The 15,325-nt window shown below is 72.4% G+C and carries 17 protein-coding genes; 5 read left to right on the top strand and 12 right to left on the bottom strand.

Going from position 1 to position 15,325, the window contains the following annotated elements; translation table 11 throughout:
- Positions 1 to 7 precede the first annotated feature (7 nt).
- From ACGF8A_RS00965 to argC, 4 genes are read right to left on the bottom strand one after another with little or no spacing between them, the layout of a single operon-like run.
- On the bottom strand, positions 8 to 1,207 hold the full coding sequence (locus ACGF8A_RS00965) for an acetylornithine transaminase (RefSeq protein ID WP_393102839.1): 1,200 nt from the start codon (positions 1,205 to 1,207) through the stop codon (positions 8 to 10).
- Positions 1,204 to 2,112 carry an acetylglutamate kinase gene (gene argB, locus ACGF8A_RS00960; RefSeq protein WP_393102837.1) on the bottom strand — a complete coding sequence of 303 codons (909 nt, stop codon included), beginning with the start codon at positions 2,110 to 2,112 and terminating at the stop codon, positions 1,204 to 1,206. Before argB ends, ACGF8A_RS00965 begins: the two co-directional genes overlap by 4 nt.
- On the bottom strand, positions 2,109 to 3,260 hold the full coding sequence (argJ, locus tag ACGF8A_RS00955; protein WP_393102835.1) for a bifunctional glutamate N-acetyltransferase/amino-acid acetyltransferase ArgJ: 1,152 nt from the start codon (positions 3,258 to 3,260) through the stop codon (positions 2,109 to 2,111). The genes argB and argJ overlap by 4 nt, the downstream gene beginning before the upstream one ends.
- The gene (argC, locus tag ACGF8A_RS00950) at positions 3,257 to 4,285 is read right to left on the bottom strand and encodes an N-acetyl-gamma-glutamyl-phosphate reductase (RefSeq protein WP_393102833.1); all 1,029 of its coding nucleotides are present in this window, start codon (positions 4,283 to 4,285) and stop codon (positions 3,257 to 3,259) included. The genes argJ and argC overlap by 4 nt, the downstream gene beginning before the upstream one ends.
- 282 nt (positions 4,286 to 4,567) lie before the next feature.
- On the opposite strand from argC, the gene ACGF8A_RS00945 reads away from it, so the two are divergent.
- Positions 4,568 to 5,011 (top strand): DUF6314 family protein, encoded by a 444-nt coding sequence (locus tag ACGF8A_RS00945; RefSeq protein WP_393102831.1) that lies wholly within the window; start codon positions 4,568 to 4,570, stop codon positions 5,009 to 5,011.
- On the opposite strand, the gene ACGF8A_RS00940 is transcribed toward ACGF8A_RS00945, so the two are convergent.
- The 4 genes from ACGF8A_RS00940 to ACGF8A_RS00925 all read right to left on the bottom strand — a co-directional run bounded on the left by ACGF8A_RS00940 (position 4,993) and on the right by ACGF8A_RS00925 (position 8,143).
- Complete coding sequence (locus ACGF8A_RS00940) at positions 4,993 to 5,586, bottom strand: histidine phosphatase family protein (protein ID WP_393102829.1); 594 nt, start codon at positions 5,584 to 5,586, stop codon at positions 4,993 to 4,995. The genes ACGF8A_RS00945 and ACGF8A_RS00940 overlap by 19 nt on opposite strands.
- A gap of 104 nt (positions 5,587 to 5,690) precedes the next feature.
- On the bottom strand, positions 5,691 to 6,128 hold the full coding sequence (locus ACGF8A_RS00935; RefSeq protein ID WP_393102827.1) for a GNAT family N-acetyltransferase: 438 nt from the start codon (positions 6,126 to 6,128) through the stop codon (positions 5,691 to 5,693).
- Positions 6,129 to 6,225: 97 nt separating this feature from the next.
- Entirely contained in the window at positions 6,226 to 6,615 is a 390-nt protein-coding gene (locus ACGF8A_RS00930) for a MauE/DoxX family redox-associated membrane protein (protein ID WP_393102825.1), read from the bottom strand.
- Between the two features lie 94 nt (positions 6,616 to 6,709).
- On the bottom strand, positions 6,710 to 8,143 hold the full coding sequence (locus ACGF8A_RS00925) for a PLP-dependent aminotransferase family protein (protein ID WP_393102823.1): 1,434 nt from the start codon (positions 8,141 to 8,143) through the stop codon (positions 6,710 to 6,712).
- Between ACGF8A_RS00925 and ACGF8A_RS00920 the strand changes: the two genes are divergently transcribed.
- Both ACGF8A_RS00920 and ACGF8A_RS00915 read left to right on the top strand, forming a co-directional pair.
- The gene (locus ACGF8A_RS00920) at positions 8,142 to 9,056 is read left to right on the top strand and encodes a DMT family transporter (protein ID WP_393102821.1); all 915 of its coding nucleotides are present in this window, start codon (positions 8,142 to 8,144) and stop codon (positions 9,054 to 9,056) included. The genes ACGF8A_RS00925 and ACGF8A_RS00920 overlap by 2 nt on opposite strands.
- Before the next feature lie 89 nt (positions 9,057 to 9,145).
- Positions 9,146 to 9,346 (top strand): DUF1918 domain-containing protein, encoded by a 201-nt coding sequence (locus ACGF8A_RS00915; protein WP_393102819.1) that lies wholly within the window; start codon positions 9,146 to 9,148, stop codon positions 9,344 to 9,346.
- A 1-nt stretch (position 9,347) separates the two neighbouring features.
- Here ACGF8A_RS00915 and ACGF8A_RS00910 read toward each other — a convergent pair whose 3' ends face one another.
- Positions 9,348 to 10,571, bottom strand: a complete 1,224-nt coding sequence (locus tag ACGF8A_RS00910; RefSeq protein ID WP_393102817.1) for a glycoside hydrolase family 10 protein — start codon at positions 10,569 to 10,571, stop codon at positions 9,348 to 9,350.
- A gap of 161 nt (positions 10,572 to 10,732) precedes the next feature.
- Between ACGF8A_RS00910 and ACGF8A_RS00905 the strand changes: the two genes are divergently transcribed.
- Positions 10,733 to 11,593 (top strand): 3-hydroxybutyryl-CoA dehydrogenase, encoded by an 861-nt coding sequence (locus ACGF8A_RS00905; RefSeq protein ID WP_393102815.1) that lies wholly within the window; start codon positions 10,733 to 10,735, stop codon positions 11,591 to 11,593.
- Between the two features lie 193 nt (positions 11,594 to 11,786).
- Positions 11,787 to 12,044 (top strand): hypothetical protein, encoded by a 258-nt coding sequence (locus ACGF8A_RS00900; RefSeq protein ID WP_393102813.1) that lies wholly within the window; start codon positions 11,787 to 11,789, stop codon positions 12,042 to 12,044.
- A 1-nt stretch (position 12,045) separates the two neighbouring features.
- On the opposite strand, the gene ACGF8A_RS00895 is transcribed toward ACGF8A_RS00900, so the two are convergent.
- From ACGF8A_RS00895 to ACGF8A_RS00885, 3 genes are all read right to left on the bottom strand, one after another.
- A complete protein-coding gene (locus tag ACGF8A_RS00895; RefSeq protein ID WP_393102811.1) occupies positions 12,046 to 12,591 on the bottom strand; it encodes an NUDIX hydrolase in 546 nt (181 codons plus the stop codon).
- Positions 12,592 to 12,661: 70 nt separating this feature from the next.
- Positions 12,662 to 14,002: a transcriptional regulator gene (locus tag ACGF8A_RS00890; protein WP_393102809.1), complete on the bottom strand. Its 1,341-nt coding sequence runs from the start codon at positions 14,000 to 14,002 to the stop codon at positions 12,662 to 12,664.
- 217 nt (positions 14,003 to 14,219) lie between these two features.
- Positions 14,220 to 15,230 (bottom strand): PP2C family protein-serine/threonine phosphatase, encoded by a 1,011-nt coding sequence (locus ACGF8A_RS00885; RefSeq protein WP_393102807.1) that lies wholly within the window; start codon positions 15,228 to 15,230, stop codon positions 14,220 to 14,222.
- Between the last annotated feature and the right edge of the window lie 95 nt (positions 15,231 to 15,325).

Here is a 15,325-nt window from a genome sequence, read left to right as displayed (position 1 = left end):
CGTCGTCTCATTCTCCGGCTCGTCCGTCCCCGTGAGCTGCGTCGAGGACGCCGGGCAGGACCCGGAGCAGCGCCTCCACCTCGTCGTCGCCGAGATTCAGCGGCGGCATGAGCCGTACGACATCGGGGGTGGGCGCGTTCACCAGGAGACCGGCGTCCTGAGCCGCCTGCTGGACCTGTGACGCGAGCGGCTCGGTGAGCACGATACCCAGGAGGAGTCCCGCGCCCCGGACATGGTCGATCAATCCGTGGTTCAGAGCCTCGATTCCTGCCCGCAACCTCTCGCTCTGCCGCTTGACGTTCTCCAGCAGTCCCTCGTCGGCGATGGCGTCGAGCACGGCGAGTCCGGCGGCGCACGCGACGGGGTTGCCGCCGAAGGTCGTGCCGTGCTGACCGGGCCGGAGCAGCTCGGCCGCCCGCCCGAAGGCCACGGTGGCGCCCAGCGGCAGGCCGCCGCCGAGCCCCTTGGCGAGCGTGACGACGTCCGGCAGGACGCCCTCGTGGGCCTGGTACTCGAACCAGTGCCCGGTCCGTCCGACGCCGGTCTGCACCTCGTCGAGCACCAGCAGGGAGCCGGTCGCGGCGGTGATCGCGCGGGCCGCCTTGAGATACCCGGCGGGCGGGACCACGACGCCGTTCTCGCCCTGCACCGGCTCGATGACGACGAGCGCCGTCTCCTCGGTCACCGCGGCGGCCAGTGCCTGCGCGTCGCCGTAGGGGACGTGCGTGACGTCGCCGGGCAGCGGCAGGAAGGGCGCCTGCTTGGCGGGCTGGCCGGTGAGCGCGAGGGCGCCCAGGGTGCGGCCGTGGAAGCCGCCCTCGGTGGCGACCATGTGACTCCGGCCGGTCAGCCGGCCGATCTTGAAGGCGCCCTCGTTGGCCTCGGCGCCGGAGTTGCAGAAGAAGACCTTGCCGTCCCGGCCGAACAGCTGCAGGAGCCGCTCGGCGAGCGCGACGGGCGGCTCGGCGACGAACAGGTTGGAGACGTGGCCCAGGGAGGCGATCTGCCTGCTGACCGCCGCGACGACGCCGGGGTGCGCGTGGCCGAGCGCGTTGACCGCGATGCCGGCGACGAAGTCGACGTACGCCTTGCCGTCGGCGTCCCAGACCCGGGCGCCCTCGCCGCGTACCAGGGGCAGCCGCGGGGTGCCGTAGTTGTTCATGAGCGCGCTCTGCCACCGCGCGGTCAGTTCCTGGTTGGCGCTCATACGGCATCCCCCTTGTGCGCGTCCGGCACGACCATCGTGCCGATGCCCTCGTCGGTGAAGATCTCCAGCAGGATCGAGTGCTGGACCCGGCCGTCGATCACTCGGGCGGTGGTGACGCCGTTGCGTACGGCGTGCAGACAGCCCTCCATCTTCGGCACCATGCCGGACGACAGCTCGGGCAGCAGTTTCTCCAGCTGGGAAGCGGTGAGGCGGCTGATCACCTCGTCGCTGTGGGGCCAGTCCTCGTAGAGGCCCTCGACGTCGGTGAGGACCATGAGGGTCTCGGCGCCGAGCGCGGCGGCCAGGGCGGCCGCGGCCGTGTCGGCGTTGACGTTGTAGACATGTCCGTCGTCCTGGGAGCGGGCGATCGACGACACGACCGGGATCCGGCCGTCCGCCAGCAGCGCCTCGATCGCGCCCGTGTCGATCTCGGTGATCTCGCCGACCCGCCCGATGTCGACGAGTTCGCCGCCGATGCGCGGCTGGTGCTTGGTGGCGGTCATGGTGTGGGCGTCCTCGCCGGTGATGCCGACGGCGAGCGGCCCGTGCTGGTTGAGCAGCCCGACCAGCTCGCGCTGCACCTGCCCGGCCAGCACCATGCGGACGACGTCCATCGCGTCCTCGGTGGTGACGCGCAGGCCCGCCTTGAACTCGCTGACGATGCCGTGCCGGTCGAGGGCGGCGCTGATCTGCGGGCCGCCGCCGTGCACGACGACCGGCTTGAGGCCGGCGTGGCGCAGGAAGACGACGTCCTGGGCGAAGGCGGCCTTCAGTTCCTCGTTCACCATGGCGTTGCCGCCGAACTTGATCACGACCGTCTTGCCGTGGTGCCGGGTCAGCCAGGGCAGCGCCTCGATGAGGATCTGTGCCTTGGGCAGCGCGGTGTGCTTACGCGTCGTGGTCATGAGGAGTAGGCGCTGTTCTCGTGGACGTAGTCGGCGGTGAGGTCGTTGGTCCAGATCGTGGCGGTCCGGGACCCGGCGGCGAGGTCGGCGACGATGTGCACCTCGCGGTAGCGCATGTCGACCTTCTCGCGGTCCTCGCCGACACCGCCGTTCTTGCAGACCCAGACGCCGTTGATGGCGACGTTCAGCTGGTCGGGCTCGAAGGCGGCGGACGTGGTGCCGATCGCCGACAGCACGCGGCCCCAGTTGGGGTCCTCGCCGTGGATCGCGCACTTGAGGAGGTTGTTGCGGGCGATGGAGCGGCCCACCTCGACGGCGTCGTCCTCGGTCGCGGCGTTGATCACCTCGACCCTGATGTCCTTGCTGGCGCCCTCGGCGTCCCGGATCAGCTGCTGCCCGAGGTCGTCGCAGACCTGCCGTACGGCGGCGGCGAACTCCTCGTACGCGGGGGTGACCCCGGACGCGCCGGAGGCGAGGAGCAGGACGGTGTCGTTGGTCGACATGCAGCCGTCGGAGTCGACGCGGTCGAAGGTGACCCGGGTGGCCGCGCGCAGGGCCTCGTCCAGGGCGGCGCCGTCCAGCTCGGCGTCCGTCGTGAGGACGACCAGCATGGTGGCGAGGCCGGGGGCGAGCATGCCCGCGCCCTTGGCCATACCGCCGACCGTCCAGCCGTCCTTGGTCACGACGGCCGTCTTGTGGACGGTGTCGGTGGTCTTGATGGCGATGGCGGCCTTCTCGCCGCCGTGCTCGCCGAGCTGGGCGGCGGCCGCTTCGACGCCGGGGAGCAGCTTGTCCATCGGGAGCAGCACACCGATGAGGCCGGTGGAGCAGACGGCGACCTCGATCGCGCCCCGGCCGAGCACCTCGGCCACCTTCTCGGCGGTGGCGTGCGTGTCCTGGAAGCCCTTGGGACCGGTGCAGGCGTTGGCGCCTCCGGAGTTGAGGACGACGGCGGACACCTGGCCGCCCTTGAGGACCTGCTCGGACCAGAGCACGGGTGCGGCCTTGACGCGGTTGGAGGTGAAGACGCCCGCGGCGGCGCGGCGGGGCCCGTTGTTGACCACGAGGGCCAGGTCGGGGTTGCCGTTCTCCTTGATCCCGGCGGCGATGCCGGCCGCCGTGAATCCCTTTGCTGCCGTGACGCTCACGGTGCGACTCCGATCGTGGAAAGTCCCGTTTCCTCGGGGAGACCGAGGGCGAGGTTCATGCTCTGGACGGCACCGCCCGCGGTGCCCTTGGTGAGGTTGTCGATGGCGCTGATCGCGATGATCCGTCCCACGGCCTCGTCGTACGCGACCTGCACGGAGACGGCGTTGGAGCCGTGGACGGACGCGGTGGCCGGCCACTGGCCCTCGGGCAGCAGGTGCACGAAGGGCTCGTCGGCGTAGGCCTTGGTGTAGGCGGCGCGCAGGGACTCGGCGGTGACGCCGTGCCGGGCGGCGGCGCTGCACGTGGCGAGGATCCCGCGCGGCATCGGGGCGAGAGTGGGGGTGAACGAGACGGAGACCCGCTCGCCGGCCACTGCGCCGAGGTTCTGGATCATCTCGGGGGTGTGCCGGTGGCCGCCGCCGACGCCGTACGGGGACATGGAGCCCATGACCTCGGAGCCGAGCAGGTGCGGCTTGGGCGCCTTGCCCGCGCCGGAGGTGCCGGACGCCGCGACGACCACGGCCTCGGGCTCGGCGAGGCCCGCGGCGTAGGCCGGGAACAGCGCCAGGGAGACGGCCGTCGGGTAGCAGCCGGGCACCGCGATGCGCTTGGACCCCTCCAGCGCGGCGCGGCAGCCCGGCAGTTCGGGGAGGCCGTAGGGCCAGGTGCCGGCGTGCGGGGAGCCGTAGAACTTCTCCCAGTCACGGGCGTCCTTCAGCCGGAAGTCGGCTCCCATGTCGACGACGAGCACCTCAGGGCCCAGCTGCTCGGCGACGGCGGCGGACTGCCCGTGCGGCAGTGCGAGGAAGACCACGTCGTGCCCGGCGAGCACCTCGGCGGACGTCTCGCTCAGCACCCGGTCGGCCAGCGGCAGCAGATGCGGCTGGAGGCTGCCGAGCCGCTGTCCGGCGTTGGCGTGGCCGGTCAGGGCGCCGATCTCGATCTGGGGGTGCGCCAGGAGCAGACGCAGCAGCTCTCCGCCCGCGTATCCGCTCGCTCCGGCCACTGCCGCACGTACCGTCATGAACCCTCCTCCTGGATGGCATGACTATACGTTTCGCTGCACGTTTATGCAATCCCGCGCTCACGCCCCCGCAATCGGACCGCATGATCCGGCCACGTTCCCCCGAGCCCGATGACGGCAAGGGGTCGGACAGCCGAACCTTTGCGGAACCCGGCCGTCAAGGCCGGTGAGCGGGCGCCCGACTTCGGCGTCCGGACACCGCCGGCGCGTCGAACGGCAAGATGGGGGGAGGCGCGGCGACGGGTCGCGCCGCGGCGGTCGGGAAGGGGAGCGAGGCGCGACATGGGCGAGTTCTGGCCGGTGCCGGATGTGCTGGCCTATCTGGCCGGGCAGTGGCAGGTGCGGCGGACGGTGCGGGATCTGGCGGGCGGCGACGAGGGGAGCTTCGACGGCACGACGGTGTTCGGGCCGCTTCGGGGCGGCGGTCTGCTGCACGAGGAGTCCGGCACCTTCGTCTGGCGGGGCGTGGCCCGCCCGGCCGAGCGCACGCTCCGCTACCTGCCCGGACCCGCACGCGGCACGGCGGACGTCCGCTTCGCCGACGGCCGCCCCTTCCACGGGCTCGACCTGACCACCGGCCGCTGCGTCGCCGACCACCCGTGCTCCGCCGATCTGTACCGGGGCGAGTTCACCGTCCGGGACGAGGACCGCTGGCGGACGGTGTGGCGGGTGCGCGGCCCGGCGAAGGACCTGGTGCTGACGACGGACTACACACGCGTGGGCTGAGCCGGGCCGTTCTCGAACCGCAGGCTCCAGCGCCCCGCGCGGCCCGTGACCGTCGTCGTGGACAGGGAGCAGACGTCGATGCTCCAGTACGTGGAGGGCGGCACCTTCAGGGCGTACACCAGGGCCGCGCGAATCACCGAGGGTTCCGCCACGGCCACGATCCGGCCGCCGTCCTCGACGGGCCGGGTGTCCAGCCAGTGGCCGACGCGGGCGATGAACGTGAGCAGCGACTCACCCCCGTGCGGCGTGGAGCGGGGGTCGGCGAGCCAGGCGTCCACCGCCTCCGGCTCCCGGGCCATCGCCTCTCCCAGCGTGAGCCCACGCCAGCGGCCCATGTCGCAGTCGCGCAGGGCGAGTTGCGCCAGCGGGGCGTAGCCGAGGGCGTCGCCGGTGGACCGGCTGCGGGGCGTGGGCGAGCAGTAGCGCAGCTCGGCCGCCGCGAGGGGCACCAGGTCGCGGGCGACGCGCTGCACCTCGTCCCAGCCCGCCTGATCCAGCGGCCGGTCGTCCTCGAAGCGTTCCGCGAGCAGCGGGGAACTGCGCGCGGCGGCGACGAACGTGACCCGAAGTGCCATGCGGGGATCGTGCGCCCGGAGACCAGGCCGGTCAAGAGGCGTTACCCGTGGGTTATGCAGGTGCCGCGAAACATTGCCGGGAGCCCGGGACAAGCCGGGACACCTCACTCGAAATACAGCGCCATCCACTCCCGCGGCCGCTCCAGGGGCGCGAATCCGACCTTCTCGTACATGCCGTGCGCGTCCTGCGTGGCCAGCAGCACGCGGCGCACGCCGTACTCCCGCAGCCGCTCCCGCACCGCCGCGACGAACGCCGTACCGATGCCCTTCCCGCGCACCGACGGATCGACGTACACGTCACACAGCCACGCGAAGGTGGCCCGGTCGGTGATGACCCGCGCATACGCGACCTGGTCCCCCGAGACGGTCTCGTACACGCCGAAGTTGAGCGACCCGGCGACGGCCCGGTCCTGCTGCTCCCGCGATCGCCCGAGCGCCCAGTAGGCGTCGTTCGACAGCCAGCGGTGCACCCGCGCGACGTCGATCCGCCCGGCGTCGGCGGAGATCTCGTATCCCTCGGCAATGTTCGGCACAGAGCTCATGCCCGGAGGCTCGCAGGTCAGGTGAGCGGAGGTCGAGGCGTTTTCGGCGACCGCAGCCGCGTGCGCGACCGCCGCTCACCCCGGGACGGACCGCCCCTCACCCCCGGCACGGGCCGGAGCGCCCGTCGCGTGCCACGCTCCGCGCCCACAGCACCAGCGGGACCTGGAGCGGCAGTCGCGCGTAGGCCGCTCTCCGCAGCGGTGCGGGCCGGTGACGCCAGTCGACGGCCATCTGGACGTTGGCGGGGAACACAGCGACGAAGAACGCCGCCGCCGCCCGCGCGCCGGCCCGCCGGGTCCGGGGCACGGCCAGCCCGGCCGCCAGGGCGATCTCCACGACGCCGCTCGCATACGTCCAGGCCCGCGGCGAGCCCGGAAGCACCCGGGGAACGGTCGCGTCGAACTGCCGCGGGGCGACGAAATGTGCGACACCGGCGGTCGCCAGCAGACCAGCGAGCATCAGGGGTGAGCGCTTCGACCGTGCCACGGTGCCTCCTCGGGATGTCGTGGCGGTGATGTTACTGGACGGTAGGGGCGAGGTGCCCACACTTCCGGGGCCCGGGCGGACCTGCCCGGCGGACTCACAGCACCTCGTCGCAGGCAGCCCGCAACCGCCGCACCCCCTCCGTGATCTCCCCCGCCCCCGCCACCGCCGCGAAGCTCAGGCGGACGTGACCCGCCGGCGGTTCGGCGCTGAAGTAGGGGCGGCCGGGGGTGAGGGCCACCCCGGCGCGCAGGGCGGCCGCGGTGAAGGCGGACTCGTCGGTGCCGTCGGGCAGACGGAGCCAGAGGTGATAGCCGCCCGAGGGGATGTGCGCAAGAGCCATTTCGGGCAGGTGCAGCCCGAGCGCCGCCGTCATCGCGTCGCGGCGGGCCTTCAGCTCCACCGAGACCGTGCGCAGATGGCGAGGCCAGGCGGGCGAGCCGACGAGTTCCAGGGCCGCCTCCTGCAGGGGCCTGGGCACGAAGAAGGTGTCGACCACCTGGATGGCGCGCAGCCGCTCCAGCACCGGCCCGCGCGCGGCCAGGGCGCTCACCCGGAAGCTCGGCGAGGTCACCTTCGTCAGCGAGCAGACGTGCACCACCACGCCGTCGGGGTCGTCGGCGGCCAGCGGGCGCGGCAGCGGCCCGGCGTCCGCGTGCACCAGCCGCCGCACGAAGTCGTCCTCGACCACGAACGCCCCGGCCTCCCGTGCGATGCGCAGCACCTCACCGCGCCGCTGCGGCGCGAGCACCGCGCCGGTGGGGTTCTGGAACAGGGGCTGGCAGACGAAGACCCGCGCCCCGCTGGCCCGGAACGCGTCGGCGAGCAGCGCCGGCTTCACGCCGTCCGCGTCCACCGGCACGGGCACGGGACGCAGGCCCGCCGCGCGGGCGATGGCCAGCATGCCCGGGTACGTCGGTGACTCCACCAGAACCGGCGCGCCGGGCGGCGCCAGAGCACGCAGCGCCGTCGTCAGGGCCGACTGGCCGCCCGACGTGATCAGCACCTCGGCGGCGGTGACCGTGTCGCCGATGCTTCTGGCGAACCACTCACGCAGCTCCGCCAGCCCCTCCAGCGGCGGCCGCCCCCACGCGCCCGGACGCCGGCCGGCACGGGAGAGCGCCGCCGCCATGGCCCTCTCCGGCTGGAGCGAGGGATGCAGATAGCCGCCGTTGAACTCGGTCACCCCCGGCGGCGGCGCGGCGAGCGAGACGGTGACCCCGGCGGCGTCCACGGTGCGTGGTGCGAGCTCCGCGGCGGCGTCCGCGCTGAGCGCGACCTCCTGCCACGAGGTGTCGCCCGCCGGAGCGCCCTCGGGACGCGGACGCGCGCGGAACGCTCCGGCGCCGGGCCGGGTGACGACCAGGCCCTCCGCGGCAAGCTGGGCGAGGGCCCGGGAGACGGTCACCGGGCTCACCCGGTATCGCTCCACGAGTGCCCGACTGGAGGGGAGCTTTCCACCGGGAGAGTAGTGGTTGAGTTCCCTTCTCAGCTGGTTCGCCAGTTCGCCGACGCTGCTACTCTGTTGCATGAAGACACAGAGTAGCGCTATCGCCCCGACCGGGATAGCAGTCAGCGGCCGGCCGCAGGCCTCCTTCGGCACCCTCCAGGCCGCGCTCGGCGTCATCGCCTTCTCCCTCACCTTCCCGGCCACCGCATGGGGCCTGGAGGGCTTCGGGCCCTGGTCGCTGGTGGCCGTGCGGAGCGTGCTCGCGGCACTGATCGCGGGCGGGTGCCTGCTGGCGCTGCGTGTGCCCCTGCCCGCCCGGGAGCACTGGGCCGGCCTCGCGGTCGTCGCCGCCGGTGTCGTCCTCGGCTTCCCGCTGCTCACCACGCTCGCCCTGGAGACCTCGACCACCGCGCACGCCGCCGTCGTCGTGGGCCTGCTGCCGCTGACGACGGCGCTGATGTCGGCCCTGCGCATGGGCACCCGCCCGTCCCGCACCTTCTGGGTGGCGGCGCTCGCGGGCGCGGTCGCGGTGCTGGCCTTCACGGTGCAGCAGAGCGGCGGCGCCCTGTCCACCGCCGACCTGTATCTCTTCGCGGCGCTGCTGGTGTGCGCCGCCGGCTACACCGAGGGCGGGCGGCTGGCCCGTGTCATGCCGGGCTGGCAGGTGATCGGCTGGGCGCTGGCGCTGTGCCTGCCCCTCACCGTTCCCCTCGCCGCGGTGGCCCTGTCGTACGAGCCCGTGCAGCTCACCTTCCACAGCGTGGCGGGCGTGCTGTGGGTCGCGGCGGGCTCGCAGTTCCTGGGCCTGGTCGTCTGGTACCGGGGCATGGCGGCCGTCGGCGTCCCCAAGGCCAGCCAGTTGCAGTTGGCGCAGCCGCTGCTCACACTGGTGTGGTCGGTGCTGCTGCTGGGCGAGCACCTGACCGTGGCCGCCCCGTTGACGGCCGCGGCCGTGCTCGTCTGCATCGCCGTCACGCAACGGGCGCGCGGCTGAGCGGCGTTCGCACCGGTACCGGCCGGGCCTGTCCGCCGTAGACTCGACGTCGAGGACCGCTGCTCCCGCACATCGTGAGGAGGCCCCAGATGCGCGCAATCGTGGGCGACCAGCTTGTCCAGCACGGCAGGGTGGTCGGACAGCACGACAAGGTCGGCGAGATCGTCGAAGTGCTGGGCCAGAAGGGCGAACCCCCGTACCGCGTCCGCTTCCAGGACGGGCACGAGGGGCTGTGCTCCCCAGGTCCCGACACCGAGATCCGGCACAGGGAAACCAGCACCGGGCAGTGATTCAGCGCGGGGGCGCCGCCTGCTGCCGATAGTGGTCGGCGACCACCCGCGCCATGGCCCCGTGGGCGTCCACCGCCACCTCCCGGGCGGCGAAGTAGACGTGCCCGCGCACCTCCGGATAGGCGCCGGCGAGCGTCAGGTGCCGGGAGAGCTCGGCCTGGTCCTGCCAGCGCGCGGGCTGGGCCGGGTCTCCCGCCTTGTACAGCGCCTCCCCCAGGTACAGCTGTGTCCCGGTGCCCCGCGCCACCTCCGCCCACCAGGGCACGAGCTTGGCGTAGTCGGCGGCGGAGTTGCCGATGTGCCAGTACAGCTGCGGGCAGATGTAGTCGATCCAGTTCTCACGCACCCACTTGCGGGTGTCCGCGTACACGTCGTCGTACGACTGCAGCGCCCGGGTGTCCGAGCCTCGCGGGTCGGTGGAGGCGTTGCGCCACACCCCGAACGGGCTGATCCCGAACCGGGTGCCGGGGCGGATCTGCTGGATGCGGGTGGCGGTGTCGCGTACCAGGCGGTCGATGTTGTCGCGCCGCCAGTCGGCGCGGTTGGGGAAGGCGCCGCCGTAGGTGTCGTAGGCCTCGTCGTCGTCGAAGGTCTGGCCGGCGACCGGGTACGGGTAGAAGTAGTCGTCGAAGTGGACGGCATCGACCGGGTAGCGGGCCACCGCGTCCAGCATCGCGTCCCGCACGAACGTGCGAACCTGCGGCAGCCCCGGGTTGTAGTAGAGCTTCCCGCCGTACGGCACCACCCAGTCGGGTTGCCGCCGGGCCGGGTGGGAGGCGACGAGGCGGCTCGGATCGGTGTGCATCGCGACCCGCAGCGGGTTGAACCAGGCGTGCAGTTCCAGCCCCCGGGCGTGCGCCTCCGTCACGGCCGTGCCGAGCGGGTCCCAGCCGGGATCGCGGCCCTGCGTACCCGTGAGGTACTGCGACCACGGCTCGTACGACGACGGCCACAGGGCGTCCGCCGTGGGCCGCACCTGGAGGATCACCGTGTTCAGTCGTCGCCTGGCCGCCGTGTCGAGGTGGGCGAGCAGTTCGGCGCGCTGCTGCGCGGCCGGCAGGCCCGTGCGCGACGGCCAGTCGCGGTTGGTCACGGTGGCCACCCACATGCCCCGCATCTCGGTGGTGGCGCGGGGCCGCCGCGCTGGGACCGCGCCCGCGTCGCCGGCAGCCGCCAGCGTCGACAGTGCGGCCAGCGCGAACGCCCGGCGTGACAGCCGTCCCATGGAAACACCCCAGTACTCTGCGGATCCATCCGGTCACGAATCGTCTCCGCGGCACAGCATGCACCCACCCCTGCGATCGATCATCGATACTTACGGGTAACGTGCACGAACGGAGCAGGCACCGAACCGGGCGGACCTGCCGAGTCAGCGAAGGGGACGATGTGACCGACATCGAGCGCGTCGGAGTCGTGGGCTGCGGCCAGATGGGAGCGGGCATCGCCGAGGTGTGCGCCCGTGCCGGACTGGACGTGAAGGTCGCCGAGACCACCGGCGAGGCCCTGGAGATCGGCCGTACCCGGCTGTTCAACTCCCTGTCCAAGGCGGCCGAGCGCGGCAAGATCAGCGAGGAGGAGCTGGCGGCGACGCAGGCGCGCCTGAGCTTCACCACCGACCTCGGCGAGTTCGCCGACCGGGACCTGGTGATCGAGGCCGTCGTCGAGAACGAGCAGGTCAAGACCGAGATCTTCCAGGTGCTCGACCAGGTGGTGACCCGTCCGGACGCCATCCTGGCGTCGAACACCTCGTCCATCCCGTTGGTGAAGCTGGCGGTCGCCACCTCGCGGCCCGACCAGGTCATCGGCATCCACTTCTTCAACCCGGCCCCGGTGCAGCAGCTGGTCGAGCTGATCCCGGCGCTGACCACGTCCGAGGGCACGCTCGGCCGGGCCCAGCTGTTCACCGAGAAGACGCTGGGCAAGCACAGCATCCGCGCCCAGGACCGCTCGGGCTTCGTGGTCAACGCGCTGCTGATCCCGTATCTGCTCTCCGCGATCCGGATGTTCGAGTCGGGCATCGCCAGCCGCGAGGACATCGACAACGGCATGGAGATGGGCTGCGCCCACCCGATGGGCCCGCTGAAGCTGTCCGACCTGATCGGGCTGGACACCGTGGCCTCCGTGGCGCAGAGCATGTACGAGGAGTACAAGGAGCCGCTGTACGCCGCTCCCCCGCTGCTTCAGCGGATGGTCGACGCGGGCCGGCTGGGCCGCAAGAGCGGCTCCGGCTTCTACACGTACGGCTGATTACGGACGGTAGGTTTTCGGCCAGGCGCGGGCCCGGCACCGGTCTTCCGGTGCCGGGCCCGCGGTATTCACACACCGTGTGCGCGCCGGGCACGCATATGCCCCACGCACACGCTCCCCACGCGCCCACCAGGCGAGTTGACTCGTGGTGCGCATGCAAGGGATGTGATTCGACTACGGAAAGGAGCGGTTCGTGACCGCCGATCCCGAGCATTCCGTCGTCCATGGTGAACTCGCAGAGTTACGGCGCCGGCTAGACGTGGCGTACGCACGGGTCGAGGGCGGGCTGGCGCTGCTCAGCCACCGCACCGAGGAGACGACCAAGGAACTCGACGAGGTGAACGCCCGCCTCGTCACCCTGGAACACGCCCGCTGGCCACTGCCGTCGGTCGCGGCCGTGACGGCTGTGGGCGCCCTGGTCGTGTCCCTCTGGCAGGCACTGGGGAGGTAGCTCAGGGCTGGGAGTCCTGGCCCAGCCTGAGATGGTGCAGCAACAGCAGCGCGGCCGCCATGTTGGCGGCCGGGACCTCGCCGCGGGCGACCAGGTCGGGGACGACCTTCAGGGGGACCCACTCCCTGCGGTCCGACTCGAAGTCGTCCACCGGGTGTCCGACGTACTCGCCCTCGTCGGCCCAGTAGATGTGGTGCCGGGCGTCGGTGAGGCCGTTGGACGGCTCCACGCTCATCAGGTGCCTCAGGGGTCCCGGCCGCCAGCCGGTCTCCTCCTCCAGCTCCCGGGCCGCCGCACCCGCGAGGTCCTCCCCGTCCTCGACGACGCCGGCCGCGAGTTCCCACCCCCAGCTGTCGGTGATGAAGCGGTGGCGCCACAGGAGCAGGACCTCGTTCGCCTCGTTGACCACCGTGGCCACGGCGACGGGCCGCATCCGTATCAGGAAGTGGTCGAGGTGCCGCCCGTCCGGGAGCTCCACGTCCGCGAGGTTGACGCTGAACCAGCGGTTTTCATACACCATTTGTTCGTTCTGTTTCGTCCACTGCACGGTCCTGCCACCTTCCTTCGAGTAAGTGGCAATATCGCAGCAGGGACAGCACTCCAGGGAACAGGCTCGTCTACAGCGGTACGCGCAGGGCCCCGTCGATGAGTTCGGCGGCCTCGGCCGTGCCCGCGCCACCGCTGTGCGCCAGATGCTCGCGCACCGCCCGGAGTCTGTCGCGCAGCCGCTGGGACTCCATGCCGCGGGCCTGCTCGGCCATCTCCACCGCGGTGGCCACCGCCTTCTCCGCGTTGCCCTGGCGCAGTTCGACGGTGCTGAGCATGGCGAGCCGGTGCACCCGGCCCCGGTCGTGCGCGGGGGTGTCCACGGCCGCCGTGGCGTGCTCCCCGGCGGCGGCGAGCTCGCCGAGACTGAGCAGCGCCTCCGCCACCTGCACGTTGACCAGGCCCGGCTGGACATAGCCGGTCTCGTCGGGTTCGTGGCCGCGCCGGATGCGTTCGGCGGCCTGCTCGGCCCGCCGGATGCAGGCCAGGGCACTCGTGCCGTCGCCGAGGTGCGCGTACGCCTTCGCCTGCATCGCGTACAGGTCGGAGGCGAGGGCCGGGGTGATCTGCTTGCCGGCGGCACGCAGCGCGGCCTCGGCGAAGGCGACGGCCTGGCGGTGCTCCCGCATGAACAGCGACTGGTTGACCAGCAGCGCGATCACATACGCTCCGAGCCCCCGGTCACCGCTGGCCTTGGCGAGCCGCAGCGCCTGATGGAAGTAGCGCTGGGCGAGGCCGTGCGCGTCGGAGTCGTAGGCACAGATCCCGGCGATCGCCACCAGCCCGCCGGTGGCGCGGTGGAGCTGGCGGCCGGTGGCGTCCGTGTAGCTGCCGCGCAGCAGCGGCGCGGCCTCTGCGTTGAGGAAGCCGACGATCCGGGCGCGGGTCGCTATGCCACCGGCCTTGCGGTACATCTGTTCGTAGTGCGCGCGGGCGGCACGCAGCATGTCGAGGTCGGCCGGGGTGACCCGGTGCGGGCCGCCGCGCGAGACGTCGACGTCCTCGGGCGGGTTCTCCCACTCCCACACCGGCATCACGGCGGGCGTCCCGGTCACCGCGGGCGCGCCCAGCACATGCGGCCGCTGCTGTTCGTCCGAGCGCCACAGGGCGGTGGCACGCTCGACGAACCCGGACAGCGAGGTGGCGTGCGCGGTGGCGGCCCGGCCCGGGACGCCGAGGCCGATGTCGTCGAGGGTGACCGGTCGGTGCAGGCGGGCGGCGAGCACCTCGCAGATGAGGTCGGGCACCTGGCCGCGCGGCCGCTGGCCCTTCAGCCAGCGGGCCACGGCGGTGTGTTCGTAGCGCAGTGCGAGCCCTCGGGCCCGTCCGGCCTGGTTGACATGGGCCGCGAGACCGGCGTGCGAGATCCCCGCCTCGTCCAGGATCGCGTCGAGCAGAGTGTTGGGCTGCATGGGAGGCCCCCCGGGTGGCTCGGTGTCGACAGCGTAGTGAATCCGGCTTCACACGGGGTGTGAACGAAGTGCGCGAGTCCGCAGGGTGCGCGCGCTGTTGCGGGGAGTTTCCTACCGGTTGACTGAATTGCCTCGAAAGAGGCCGGCCGGGCCGCCGGCTCCCCCCTCGTATCAGTGCGGCGGCCCTGCCGGGGGCTCACGCCGGGAGGCCGTCGGGCTAGCGGCGCGTTGTCGGCTGCGGGCGCATCGTGGCGTGCCGCGCGGTTGCGCGCCGGCCCGGCGACCGTCGGGGTTCGCGTTCGTTGCGGAGTATCAGCAGGGCCACGTCGTCGGGAAGGTTGCCGCTCGTGTGCCGTAACAGGCGGGTGAACACCGCCCCCAGGAGGGCCTGCGGAGAGAGCGTGCCGTCGCGGGCGGCCTCGGTCAGCTCGTCCGCGAGCGGAAAGAACCGGCCACGCCCGTCGCGGGCGTCCTCGGCACCGTCCGTGAAGAGGAACAGCGCGTCGCCGGGGCGGAGTTCGCCGTGCCGTACGGCGGGCAGCTCGGCCGGCAGCGGGAACGGGCCGAGCGGCGGCAGGGGTTCGTCCGGGGACAGCGGCTCGACACCGGTGTCCCGCAGCCGGTACGGCCACGGATGCCCGCAGTTGAGCGCCCGCACCTCGCCGTCCCGGCCGATCTCCAGCAGCAGGACGGTCACGAACTCCTCGTTCTGCTCCGCGGACGCACTCTCGCGCAGGTGCCGGGCCAGCGCGCGGTCCAGTCTGTGCAGCACCCGGCCGAGGTCGGGCTCGTCGTGCACGGCCTCACGGAAACTGCCCAGCACGGCGGCGACCGTCCCGAGCGCCTCGAGCCCGTGGCCCCGCACGTCGCCCATCACGACCCGTACACCGTGCTCGGTGGCCATCACCTCGTACAGGTCACCGCCGAGGGAGGAACCGCGGTCGGCGGACAGCTGCGCCGCGGCGACGTTCAGCCCGTCGATGCGTGGGGGCAGCGGCCGTAACAGTGCGCTCTGGGCGGCGCCGGCAGCCTTGCGGGCCTGTCTCAGCTCACGCAGCAGCGTCCGGCGGACATGCAGGACGAGGCCGGTGCCGACGGCGAAGAACACGGCGCTGGTGACGATCCGCGCGCCGAGGGAGGTCTGCTGGGCGAGCGGACAGGCCAGTTTGTAGGTGATCGCCAGGGCACCCCACATCGTGGGCAATCCCAGGGCCCTGATACGGATCATGCGGGTGGCCTCCCATGCAGGCCGTGACAGCGCAGACCGACCTCGAAAGGCCGGTCCGATTCTGTCGCCGCACGGCCCGGTAGGACCAGATCACC

Source organism: Streptomyces sp. NPDC047706, assembly GCF_043204795.1.
In the GTDB taxonomy this organism is placed as follows: Bacteria; Actinomycetota; Actinomycetes; order Streptomycetales; family Streptomycetaceae; genus Streptomyces.
This window is presented reverse-complemented; position numbering and strand designations above follow the sequence as displayed.